This window comes from Streptomyces purpurogeneiscleroticus (genome assembly GCF_020024005.1).
Taxonomy (GTDB): Bacteria; Actinomycetota; Actinomycetes; order Streptomycetales; family Streptomycetaceae; genus Streptomyces; species Streptomyces purpurogeneiscleroticus.
In genome coordinates this window covers 21146-32277 of sequence record NZ_NHSG01000312.1, presented here as the reverse complement: position 1 = coordinate 32277, position 11132 = coordinate 21146, and the positions used below count along the sequence as shown (strand labels likewise).

Genomic DNA, 11132 nt, shown 5'->3' with positions numbered 1-11132 from the left:
CTCGGGGGCTAGGGGAGTCATGGGGGTCATGGGCCGGGTTCCTTCCCGTCCTTCTCCTCGCGCGGCGCGCTGTCGGGCGGCTCGCTGTCACGCTTCTTCCGGCGCGGCAACGGAGGCCGCTGCGTCTCCTCCTGGCGGGGCGGTCCTTCCTCCTCAGGAGGCGGTGTCCGCTCCTCGGGAGGGGGCGTCTCCTCGGTAGGCGGCGTCTCCTTCTTGGGACGGGGCGTCGGCTCCTCGGTAGGTGGCGTCTTCGTCTCGGGAGGCGGTTCCTCCCCGGGTACGGGTGGCAGGACCGCCGTGTCGTCCTCGGAGCCCGGAGGGCTTCCTTCGTCGGCCGGGAGCGGCCGTGTGGGGGCGGGTTCCTGGGCGGGTGCGCCCTCCTCAGCGGCTCCCTCCTTGGCCGCGCCCTCCTCGGCCGGCCCCTCCTCCGGCGCCCGCCGCTTCCGCCGCAGTCGCCACGACGCCGGCCACAGCCGCCCCGGTGGCACCGTCACCAGCGCCGCCGCCAGGGCGAACAGGGCGAGGGCCTGGGCCGGGGCGCTGAACGGGCCGCGGCCGAGCGCGGGCGGGAAGCCCGCCCCGAAGGACGCGACGACGCCGGCCGCCGCCATCGAGAGGAAGGCGAGCGGCGCGAGGACGCCCGGGCGGACGCGGGCGAGCAGCGCGAGTACCGGTACGGCCGCCGCGTACGGCCCGGTGGCGAGTGCCAGCACGGCGGTGAGCACGACGACGCCGAGCACCCAGGAGGGCGCGGGCGGCACCACCGGTACGGGCGCCTCGCCCACCCTCTTGCGCTGCCGTACCAGCGCGCACGCCGCCACCAGGAGCACGCCGACGGCCCCGAGGATCAGCCCCATCCGGTACTGCGCGGCCGGCGCGTAGTACAGGTGAACCGTGCCGCCCCCGCCGGGCGGGATCAGGAACGCCTGCTGCCAGCCGTCCACCCGCAGCGGGGTGAGCGGGCGGCCGTCCAGGGTGGCGCGCCAGCCCTCGTTGGCGTTCTCGTACGTCTGGAGGTAGACCCCGCGCCCGGGGCCCACGTAGGCGTCCCGGCTGTCGCCCGACCAGTCAGCGCCCGCGATGACCCGGCGCGGCGCGACGGCCGTCGGCGCCGCTGTGCCGCGGCGGAGCGTCACGTCGGTCAGCGCGAGCGGTCCGCGGTCGCCGGCCTCGACGCGGTGCCGCCCGGCCGGCAGGGCGACCCGGCCGCCCTCCGCACGGCACAGCTCGACCTTGACCGGGCGGCGCTGCACCAGGTCGCGCACCAGGCCGGAGGACTTGGTGGCGTACGGGACGCCGTCGATGGTGAGGTCCGGGCCCCGGCCACAGGGCAGCGAGAAGCGCGCGCTCTCTTTGGGCGGCGGGGTGCGGTACTTCTTGAGGGCCGGGAGGTAGATCTCGCTGAGCCCCACGGGCAGTTGGAGCGGCTGTCCGGCGACGGGGTTGTGCAGGGTCAGCGGCGCGACCCGGGAGACGGTGATGTCGAGGCGGTCGGTGGTGATCGGGTCGAAGCGGGCCGTGCCGTTCTCGTCGACCCCGGCGGTGGCCGCCCCGTAGGGGGAGTTGATCAGGATCTGTTCGGGGCGCGCCGAGATGCCGCCGGCGGCGCCCAGCACGATCGTGTCGATCTTCTTCTTGCCGGGCCAGCGCAGATGGACCGTGGGGGTGTCCCCGGCGATCCAGGCGGTGGTCAGATCGCCGTCCACGAGGTTGCGCGGGCTGAGCGACTGCCCCGTGGTGCTGGTGGAGTCGGCGGTGGCGGTGATCCGGCGGCGCTGTTCGGGCGCGGCCTTCGTGAGCAGCGCGTCCAGGGCGCGGCCGGGGACCGCCAGCGCCTGTGCGGAGACCCGGTACGAGCCGTCGGCCCCGGTACGGAACTGGCGGTGCAGCCCGGTCTCCGCGGCTCCCGGAGCGAGCCCGCCAGGGTCGCTGCCCCGGTGCAGCGCGTACGTGGTGGCGGGCGCGTCCGGGTACGTGGAGTCCGCGGGGAGCCGGAGGAACCGGGTGACCCGGACGCCGGGGATGGTGACCTCGGAGATGCCCGCGCCGGAGGCACCGGGGCGCGGCTGTTCCGCCCCCACGAGGGTGACCTTCAGCCACTTCGCCCGCCCCGGCGGTGCTTTGACCGGCTGCCGCCGCCCGTCGGTGCGCAACTGGCTGACCGCGCTGCCGCGGTCCGTGGTGACGCGAACGGCCGTGGGAGCGGCGCGCAGCCCGTCCCCGGGCAGCGGGGTGAGCGAGAGCGTCGCGGGGACGTCCACGGGGCGGCGGAAGGCGATCCTCAGCCACTGGCCCACCGGTTCGCCCGCGCTGCCCTCCGCCCAGGCGGTGGCCGGGTCGCCGTCGAAGGCGTGCACCGGGTCGTACTGGGGGAGGTGGAAGAGCCAGCTGCCGCTGGAGGACGCGGTGACCGCACGGGCGCCGCGCAGCACGGCGGTGGTCTGGTGCTCGATGCCCTGGGCGGGCAGGATCTGGCGCGGCGGGCGGCCGGGGTCCTGGACGCTGTCCGGACCGTTCCGCTCGCCGGCGGTGTACGTGTAGGACGTGTTGGTGTTGACCAGGCCGAAGCGGGTATCGGCGCGGCGCAGGCCGTCACCGGTGAGCTGGAGCGCCGGAGTGTCGACACCGGGGTGCGCGTCGCCGGTCAGTACGGACGGCCGGTCGCGCAGCCCGGGGTCGGCGGCGAACTGCAGCAGCGCTTCGGGGCCACCGCTGAGCTGTGCGATGTCTGCCGCTGCCTTCACGGTGACGGGCCCGGGCCGCGGGGTCCCCACCGGCTCGTAGATCTCCACCGCGCGCTGCCTCGGGTACAGCCCCTGCACCTGTACCGGGGTGTCGGCCGCGATGCGGCCACTGGTGGTCAGCGGCCCGAAGGAGGCGACCTTGCGGTAGCCGGACGCATCGAGGGTGCGCCGGACGGTCTGCGGGGGGACGTACCCGATCTGGTCGGGGTCCAGATCGTTGCGCACCACCACGTGGTGCAGCCCCGCCCTGTTGAGGAAGCCGCGCAGCCCCGGCACTTCGGAGCCGGTCATCAGGGCCTGCTCGACGGCGTCCATCGTGCGCCGCGATCCCTTCGTCCCGAAGGGGACGAAGTCGCGCTGCGCCCAACGGGATTCGGCGAGCACGTCCAGCGGCTGGTCGATGGGGGAGCCCCAGGTGTACAGGCCGTGCGCGGTGGCGGGGACGACCAGCGCGCGGTCGTCGGGGCTGTGCTCCTTCAGCCAGTCGGCGGTGCGCTGCCAGTGGGCGGGCAGCCGCGTGAAGGCACCGGACTGCAGGACCGTGCCGTTCAGGTAGGGCAGGGCGAGGGCCGGGAGCAGCAGGAACGCGACGATCAGGGGCACGTACCACCGGCCGCCGCGTACCGGACGGCGCTCGCGCGGCCCGTATGCCGCGCCCGTGAGGTGCGCCAGCCCGTACGCCAGCGCGAGCGCGAGGCCCGGCGCGAACTTGTAGACGTTGCGGAACGGCTGCAGCGGCCCGTCCAGCCAGGCGCGCACCTGCTCGTGCAGCGGGCCGCCCAGCGCGCCCCCGTACCCCGCCAGCGCGACCGCCACGACGGCCAGCACCGTCAGCAGCAGCCAGCGCCGCTCGGGCAGGTCCCGGCGGGCGAGTCCGGCCAGGCCCAGCGCGGCGACGAGCGCGGTGCCGAGCACCGTGAAGGCCCCGGCGACCAGCGTCCAGCCGGCCGGCAGCCAGGGCTCGCCGAAGTTCAGGTACGCGACCCAGTTCCCGGCGCCGCGCAGCAGTTCGGTGGCCGACATGGTGGCGGTGGTGGTGTCGGCCTGCTCGATGTACGGCATGAAGTTCTCGCCGTGCAGGCCCAGGAGGAGCAGCGGTATCGACCACCATGCGGTGGCCAGCACCACGCCCGGCAGCCACCAGGCCAGGAGCCGCCACCTCCGGGAGCCGGTACGGGTGAGCACGTACAGCAGCGCGGGCAGCAGCGCGGCGAGCGTGGAGGCCGCGTTGACGCCGCCCATGAAGGGGATCAGCAGCGCCGAACGGGCCGCCGCCAGGCGCGCGGTGCGGCGCCCGTCCGCCAGCGGCAGCAGGACCCACGGGAGGACCGCGCCCGGCAGCGCGGCCGCGGACGTGGAGCCGATGACGATGGTGAAGGCTGGCCACAGCGCATACGCGGCGGCGCCCAGCAACCGGGACGGCGGGCTGCCCACCCTCAGGCGCTCGGCCAGCCGCAGCGCGCCCCAGAAGGCGGTGGTCACCACCAGGGACAGCCACAGCCGTTCGGCGATCCAGACCGGCAGGTGCGCCAGGTCGGCCAGCGCGTAGTACGGGAGCATCGGGAAGGCGTAGCCGATGTACTGGTCGGCGAGGCCGCCGAACCCGGCCCGGTCGTGCCACAGGTCCCCGAGGTCGACGAGGAACCGCCACGGGGCCAGCGCCACGGCGAGCTTGGTCTCGAAGGTCATCCGGCCCGGTGACGGTGCCAGGAAGGCGACGAAGGCGGCCGCCCAGAAGGCCAGCAGCCAGCTCCGCCGCCGTGGCCGCTCCGGTGGCGGCTCCCCGGGCGCGGGCGTCGGGGTGCTCCCCGGGGCGGGCGAGCCCGGAGAGCGCGAGGTGGCGAGCGTCTGGGTCATGGCAACCGCCGGAGTATGAGAAGGAGGTTCCAGGTGGCGACCTCGCGCACGCCGGGCAGGCGGGCGACGGCGCCGGCCAGGAACGGCGCATAGCGGGACCGCGCGGCGAGCACCTCGATGTCCCGGCGGGCCCGTACCTGGCGCAGCGTGGGCCCGACATGAAGAGCGAAGAGGTTCTCACCGAGGACGTGCTTGGGGCTGCGCCCGGTGCGCCGCCGGTAACGGTCGCGGGCCCGGCGCGCGCCCAGGTAGTGCCAGGGCGCCGTCTCGTGGCCGCCCCAGGGGGACAGCCAGTTGGTGAAGGCGACGTAGATCAGCCCATTGGGGCGGGTGACCCGCACCATCTCGCTGAGGAAGGTACGCGGGTCGGCGACGTGTTCGAGGACGTTGGAGGAGAAGCAGATGTCGGCCGTGCCGTCCGCGAGCGGCAGCAGATAGCCGTCGGCGCGCACCGCGCCTTCCGGCGGTGCGCCGCGCGGATACAGTTCGGCCGGGTCCGGTTCGAGGAGCACCGCGAGCGCGCCGCGGCGGCGGAACTCCTCGGTGAAGTGCCCCGCGCCGCCGCCGACATCGGCCACCACGGCCCCGGCCAGCGGGGCGTACCGTTCGAGCTGGTCGGCCGCGTCCCGGGCAAGCAGCCCGTAACAGCCCTCGGGGTCGGTCTGCTCGTGCCGGAAGGCGCGGAGGAGGGCGAGGGACCTGCGCAGCGAAGGATCGCGCACCGCCGCTTCACCGCCCCCGTGCCGTGTACACGGCCTCAGCGGCCACCGCGCGGAAGCTGCAGACCGTGGCGCTCCACCGGAAGCGCGCGGCGCGCAACTCGGCCGCGCGGCCCAGCGCGTGGCGGCGCTCCGGGCTGAAGGCGAGCGCGCACCAGTGGGCGGCGAACGCGCTCTCCCCCCGTGCGAGCAGCCCGGTCACCCCGTCCAGTACGGAGTCGCGCAGGCCCGGTATGTCGAAGCCGACGGTCGGGGTGCGCCGGGCAGCGGCCTCCATGACCACCAGGCCCCAGCCCTCGACCAGCGAGGGGTGCAGCAACAGCCAGGCGCGGCAGAGCAGCTCGTGCTTCTCCCGTTCGGTGACGCGGCCCGTGAAGCGGACGCCGGGGCCCGCCAGGGCCTCCAGACGGCGCCGCTCGGGCCCGTCCCCGACGATGACGAGGCGGCCCCCGGTGACCGGCCGTACCCGCTCCCACAGCCGCAGGAGCAGGCCGATCCGCTTGTACTCGACGAGTCTGCCCATGGCCAGGAACAGCGGTTCGGGGGATTTCGGGAGCAGCGGACCCGGCTGCTCGACGCCGTTGTGGACCAGCCGGACGCGGTCCGGCGGCACACCGAGGCCGTGCAGCGCCTCGGCGGTCGACCCGGAGACCGCGACCATCAGGTTGCCGCGATGGGTGCCGGCCAGCGCCCACCGCTCCAGGTGGCGCCCCAGGAAGGCGGCGGGCGCCGGGCAGCGCAGCCCCCACAGGTCGGTGTGGACGTGGTTGACCAGACACAGGGTCGGGCCGCTGTGCCACAGGGGCGCCAGGTACGGCATGCCGTTGCAGACCTCCACCAGCAGGTCGCAGCCGCCGACCCGGCGGGCGAACCGGCCGCGCGCACGCAGGAAGTGGCTCGCGTCGCCGCCCGCCGAGATCACTCGGTAGCCGCGGTGCGCGGCCGGTCCGCCGCACAGCAGGGTGACCTGGTGGCCCAGGGCGGTGAGCCCGTCGGCGAGGCGGTCGACGAGCAGTTCGGAGCCGCCCGCAGCGGGGTTGCCGAGGTCCCGGCGGGCGAGGAAGACGATGCGGCGCGGAACGGGCTGTGGCGCCGCACGGGGCGGTCTGCGGGCGTGCGGGCGCAGCGGCTCGCGCCAGGGGCTCGCGGGCTCCAGGGCAGGGGCGTGGGGCAGCGGTGGCACGTGCTGGGGCATCTGCGCTCCCACTCGTCTCAGGGTGCGGTACCCAGGGTGGGGGACGTACTGCGTACTGAGCCGTGCGGAATGAGCCGACCGGAAAGCGCCGGTGGCCCGTGGGCGGTCAGTGTGCGCCGCGTTCTTCGTCGCGGCCGGGCACCGGAGCGGCGAACTCCGGCCCCGCGCCCTCAGGTTCGTCCGCGCGACGGGCGGCCTCGGGGCGTGGCCGCCGCCCGATGGCGACCAGTACCGCGCCCGCCAGGGCCAGTACGCCGCCCGCTCGGGCCGCCCACTGCGGGACCGTTTCACCGATCAGCTCCCGCTTCGTGGCGTCCGCTTCCGCCCGGGCCGCCTGGGCCCGGCGGGTGGCGGGCGTGAAGCGGAGTCGGCGGGCGTCCAGCAGCGTGACGACGTCCCGCTGCCCGCCGGGCGGCCGCAGCGTCCTGCGCGGCGAGGTCACCGAGTCGATGATCCGGCCGCTCAGCGGGTCGACGACCAGCCGGATCCCGGCGTTGGCGTACCACTCCTCGGCCTGGATCTGCGGCTGCCGCGGCCGGTCCACGAACCTGCCCGGCACCTGGCGGGTGCCGGTCCTGGCCGCCGGCACCGAGCCGGTGAAGACGTAGCCCCGGTACCCCGCGACCCGCTGCGTCCCGGAGTACCGCAGCGGCACCGCCTCCCGGAGCGTGTCGTCCCACCACCGGTAGGTGCGCCGCTGCACATCGAAGGGGAACTTCAGGTACGCCTCGCCCTCGTAGCGCGCGGGGGACTCGCCACAGCAGTGCACCGGCTCGTTCGTCCGCCGGTCGGCGACCCAGCGCCCGGTGGTCCACAGGAGCGCCTTGCGTGGGTCCTTCAGGCGCAGCGTCCGCGGCGTATCGATGGTCGTGGACACGTCCCAGACGGCCCGCCCGGTGCGCTCGCTGTCCGCCACGTCACCGAGCACGTGCCGGGTGATCGTGAGACGGCCCTTTCTGGTCTCCAGGTCCTCGGTCTCGAAGTAGCGCCCGGTGCCGGTGAGCACCGTGGTGACGTCGACGTCCACGGGGGTCCGCTTCGTCCGCGGCTCGACGTACCAGGTCAGCATCGCCGCCAGGACCAGCAGGAACACGCCGCTGCCGAGCAGGGTCAGAGACAGGGGTGAGGCAGTCTTCCGCATACGGGCACTCCTGTGAGGCAGGCGCGGGGCACTCCCTGAGAGCCCGTGCCGGGCTCCGAGCGGCACACCGTAGCGGCGCACCTGCCGGGCCGGGTGCGGGTGCCCGGAGGTGGGCCGAACGGGCACGGAAGCGGGCCGAAAGCGTTCCGGCGGTCGTACCCGGCCCTGGGCCGGGCGCAGTAGGCGCGCCTTGACACCCCGTCAGCGCCCGCCAAGACTCTGGGCGCCGCACATGGCGGTGAGGTACGACGACGAAGGGTCCGCCGCGCCATGCCACGACTGCTCGCCGCCGCTCTGACCTGCCTGGCCGCCGCCGCGCTGGCCGTCGGCGCGGGCCTCGGCGCCGTCGCCGTGCTGCACGCCACACCGGAGCAGCCGAACGTCCCGCTGGTCACCTTCGAACGGACCGGTGAGTAGGGGGCGGGGGCGCCGCGCGCCCGGTGCGGCGAGCGGCGCCGCACTCACGGGTCAGCCGCCGCGCCTACGGGCCGGCTGTCGCATGCCCTCTGGAGCAGCGGCGCGCCTTCGGGTCAGCTGAAGTCCAGGTCGCCGGTGCGGGTCCGCTTCAGCTCGAAGAACTTGTCGTAACCGGCGAGCAGGCGAGCGCCGTCGAAGACCCGCACCGCTTCCTCGCCGCGCGGGATCGCGGACAGTACGGGGCCGAAGAAGGCCACGCCGTCGATGTGGATCGTGGGCGTGCCGACCTCGTAGCCGACCGGGTCCATGCCTTCGTGGTGGCTCGCGCGCAGCGCCTTGTCGTACGCGGTGCTGCGGGCCGCCTCGGCCAGCTCGGCGGGGAGCCCCACCTCGGCCAGCGCCTCCGCCATCACGGCATCCAGCTCCTCGCCGCGGCCCTCGTTGTGGATGCGCGTGCCGAGCGCGGTGTACAGGTCGCGCAGCACCTCCTCGCCGCGCTGCTGGGCCGCGGCGATGCAGACGCGGACCGGGCCCCAGCCCCGTTCGAGCAGCTCTTTGTACTGCTCGGGGAGGTCCTCCCGGCCTTCGTTCAGGACGGCCAGGCTCATGACCCGGAAGCGCAGGTCCAGGTCGCGGTGGCGCTCCACTTCGAGGATCCAGCGGGAGGAGATCCAGGCGAAGGGGCAGAGCGGGTCGAAGTAGAAATCGACGGCAGTGCGGCTGTTTTCGGGACTCATGGCCTCACCGTAGAGGCGCAGCACCCTCTCCGGGGTCGGTACCGGCAGCGCCGGCCGTGTCCTCCGCACCGTCGTCGGCGTCCATCCCCAGCATCCGCCGCAGCAGCTCCTTGAGCACCGTCCGCTCGGCGAACGTCAGCCCGCCCAGCGGCTCGCGCGCGAAGCCGAGCGCGGCCCGCAGCTCCTCCGCCGTGCTCCGGCCCTCCTCGGTCGGCGCGGCGAGCTTCACGCGGCGGTCGGCCGGGTCGGGGCGGCGCTCGACCAGACCGCGGGACTCCAGGCGGTCCACGATCCCCGTGACGTTCGACGGCTCGCACTTCAGGCGCTGCGCGATGCGGCGCATGGGCAGCGGCTCGCGCGCGAGGAGGCCCAGCACCCGTGCCTGGGCACCCGTGAGTGCATGCTCGGCCGCCGCGTGCTCGTACTCCTCGTGGTAACGGGCGACGACGGTGCCGATCAGTTCCACGACCTCGAGGGTCAACGGGTCGGTGCGAGGCGTCATACAGATGAGGATACCCGGTTGCTTGACAACATGAAATATTCAGGAGCATGGTTGTTTCAGTACATGAAGCATCTGCCGCATCAGGAGGCTCCGGGCATGTCTGCACTCCCCACGACCGGCCGCGAATGGCACCTCGTCGCCCGCCCGCAGGGCTGGCCGACCCCGGCCGACTTCGCCCTGCGCGAGGCGCCGGTCACCGAGCCCGGCGAGGGCCAGGTCCTGGTCCGCAACATCCACTTCTCCGTCGACCCGTACATGCGCGGCCGCATGAGCACGGCGAAGTCGTACGTCGAGCCGTTCGAGCTGGACAAGCCCATGCAGGGCGGCGCGGTCGGCGAGGTCATCGCCTCCAACGCCGAGGGCTTCCAGGTCGGCGATCACGTCCTGCACTTCCTCGGCTGGCGCGAGTACGCCACGGTCAATGCGAAGTCCGCGGTGCAGGTCGACCCCGAGGCCGCCCCGCTGAGCACCTACCTCGGTGTGCTGGGCATGCCCGGACTGACCGCCTACGCGGGTCTGCTGCGGGTCGCGGACTTCAAGGAGGGCGACGCGGTCTTCGTCTCCGGCGCGGCGGGTGCGGTCGGCGGCCAGGTCGGCCAGATCGCCAAGCTCAAGGGCGCGTCCCGGGTGATCGGCTCGGCCGGTTCGGACGAGAAGGTCAAGGTCCTCCTGGAGGAGTACGGCTTCGACGCGGCGTTCAACTACAAGAACGGCCCGGTGAAGGACCAGCTCAAGGAGGCCGCCCCCGACGGCATCGACGTCTACTTCGACAACGTCGGCGGGGACCACCTGGAGGCGGCCATCGCGGCGCTGAACCTCCACGGCCGCATCGCCGTCTGCGGCATGATCTCCCAGTACAACGCGACCGAGCCGACCCCGGCCCCGCGCAATCTGGCCCAGATCATCGCCAAGCGCTTCCGCATGGAGGGGCTGCTGGTCGGGGACCACTACGACCTCCAGCCGAAGTTCGTCGAGGAGGTCTCCGCCTGGGTGCGGTCCGGCGAGCTCAAGTACCGCGAGACGTTCGTGGAGGGCATCGAGAACGGCGTCGAGGCGTTCCTCGGCCTCCTCCGCGGCGAGAACACCGGCAAGATGGTCGTCAGCCTGCCCGCCTGACGCGCCACGGCAGTTGCCGGAGACAGCCACCGCCTTACCGGTGGCTGAGGAAATCGTCAAGCCCCCTTGCTCGTGGCCCTCTTGTGGCCGCCCGTTAGGCTCGGGGGCAAGCCGTCGCGATCGTGGGCGCGAGTCGCGGCGTACGTACAGGAGGAATCCGTATGTCCATCCAGCCCGTCGACGTCGTCTACACCGCTGTCGCCACGGCGGAGAACGGCCGTGACGGCCGTGTCGCCTCCGACGACGGCAAGCTCGATGTCGTCGTCAACCCGCCCAAGGAGCAGGGCGGCAGCGGCGCCGGCACCAACCCCGAGCAGCTCTTCGCCGCCGGGTACAGCGCCTGCTTCCAGGGCGCGCTGAGCGTCGTGGCCCGCCAGGAGAAGGCGGACGTCTCCGGCTCGCAGGTGACCGCCAAGGTCGGCATAGGCAAGACCCCGGCCGGCGGCTTCGGCCTCAAGGTCGAGATCTCGGCCTCGATCCCGAACGTCGACGCGGACACCGCGAAGGCGCTGGTGGAGAAGGCGCACCAGGTCTGCCCGTACTCGAACGCCACCCGCGGCAACATCGAGGTCACGCTGACCGTCGCCTGACCCGTGACGCGCGGCGCACGCCGCACGAAGGGCCGCACCCCCGCCGGGGTGCGGCCCTTTGCCGTCTGTGGCGGGCCGCCGACCAGCGGCCTCGGTCCCGCCCGCACCGTTCGC

At 73.9% G+C, this 11132-nt stretch carries 9 protein-coding genes; 3 read left to right on the top strand and 6 right to left on the bottom strand.

Annotated features, from left to right (window positions below; translation table 11 throughout):
- Positions 1-26 precede the first annotated feature (26 nt).
- The 4 genes from CCS38_RS20235 to pgfA all read right to left on the bottom strand — a co-directional run bounded on the left by CCS38_RS20235 (position 27) and on the right by pgfA (position 7656).
- Entirely contained in the window at positions 27-4601 is a 4575-nt protein-coding gene (locus CCS38_RS20235) for an alpha-(1->3)-arabinofuranosyltransferase domain-containing protein (protein WP_223734715.1), read from the bottom strand.
- Complete coding sequence (locus tag CCS38_RS20230) at positions 4598-5323, bottom strand: class I SAM-dependent methyltransferase (RefSeq protein WP_223734714.1); 726 nt, start codon at positions 5321-5323, stop codon at positions 4598-4600. Before CCS38_RS20230 ends, CCS38_RS20235 begins: the two co-directional genes overlap by 4 nt.
- A gap of 7 nt (positions 5324-5330) precedes the next feature.
- Entirely contained in the window at positions 5331-6515 is a 1185-nt protein-coding gene (locus CCS38_RS20225) for a glycosyltransferase family 4 protein (protein ID WP_223734713.1), read from the bottom strand.
- A 106-nt stretch (positions 6516-6621) separates the two neighbouring features.
- Positions 6622-7656 (bottom strand): cell envelope lipid trafficking protein PgfA, encoded by a 1035-nt coding sequence (gene pgfA / locus CCS38_RS20220; RefSeq protein WP_223734712.1) that lies wholly within the window; start codon positions 7654-7656, stop codon positions 6622-6624.
- A 270-nt stretch (positions 7657-7926) separates the two neighbouring features.
- Between pgfA and CCS38_RS20215 the strand changes: the two genes are divergently transcribed.
- Positions 7927-8073, top strand: a complete 147-nt coding sequence (locus tag CCS38_RS20215; RefSeq protein WP_223734711.1) for a hypothetical protein — start codon at positions 7927-7929, stop codon at positions 8071-8073.
- A gap of 113 nt (positions 8074-8186) precedes the next feature.
- Here the strand turns inward: CCS38_RS20215 and CCS38_RS20210 are convergent, their stop codons facing one another.
- Both CCS38_RS20210 and CCS38_RS20205 read right to left on the bottom strand, forming a co-directional pair.
- The gene (locus tag CCS38_RS20210) at positions 8187-8810 is read right to left on the bottom strand and encodes a mycothiol-dependent nitroreductase Rv2466c family protein (protein WP_223734710.1); all 624 of its coding nucleotides are present in this window, start codon (positions 8808-8810) and stop codon (positions 8187-8189) included.
- A 4-nt stretch (positions 8811-8814) separates the two neighbouring features.
- A complete protein-coding gene (locus tag CCS38_RS20205; RefSeq protein ID WP_223734709.1) occupies positions 8815-9312 on the bottom strand; it encodes a MarR family winged helix-turn-helix transcriptional regulator in 498 nt (165 codons plus the stop codon).
- A 96-nt stretch (positions 9313-9408) separates the two neighbouring features.
- On the opposite strand from CCS38_RS20205, the gene CCS38_RS20200 reads away from it, so the two are divergent.
- Positions 9409-10428, top strand: a complete 1020-nt coding sequence (locus CCS38_RS20200; RefSeq protein WP_223734708.1) for an NADP-dependent oxidoreductase — start codon at positions 9409-9411, stop codon at positions 10426-10428.
- Positions 10429-10589: 161 nt separating this feature from the next.
- Positions 10590-11018 (top strand): organic hydroperoxide resistance protein, encoded by a 429-nt coding sequence (locus tag CCS38_RS20195; RefSeq protein WP_030618270.1) that lies wholly within the window; start codon positions 10590-10592, stop codon positions 11016-11018.
- Positions 11019-11132: the final 114 nt, after the last annotated feature.

Bases quoted from the DNA above. Each gene is read 5' to 3' on its own strand.
- CCS38_RS20210 (WP_223734710.1), bottom strand. From the start codon at position 8,810: ATGAGTCCCGAAAACAGCCGCACTGCCGTCGATTTCTACTTCGACCCG.
- CCS38_RS20235 (WP_223734715.1), bottom strand. From the start codon at position 4,601: ATGACCCAGACGCTCGCCACCTCGCGCTCTCCGGGCTCGCCCGCCCCG.
- pgfA (WP_223734712.1), bottom strand. From the start codon at position 7,656: ATGCGGAAGACTGCCTCACCCCTGTCTCTGACCCTGCTCGGCAGCGGC.
- CCS38_RS20225 (WP_223734713.1), bottom strand. From the start codon at position 6,515: ATGCCCCAGCACGTGCCACCGCTGCCCCACGCCCCTGCCCTGGAGCCC.
- CCS38_RS20215 (WP_223734711.1), top strand. From the start codon at position 7,927: ATGCCACGACTGCTCGCCGCCGCTCTGACCTGCCTGGCCGCCGCCGCG.
- CCS38_RS20200 (WP_223734708.1), top strand. From the start codon at position 9,409: ATGTCTGCACTCCCCACGACCGGCCGCGAATGGCACCTCGTCGCCCGC.
- CCS38_RS20205 (WP_223734709.1), bottom strand. From the start codon at position 9,312: ATGACGCCTCGCACCGACCCGTTGACCCTCGAGGTCGTGGAACTGATC.
- CCS38_RS20195 (WP_030618270.1), top strand. From the start codon at position 10,590: ATGTCCATCCAGCCCGTCGACGTCGTCTACACCGCTGTCGCCACGGCG.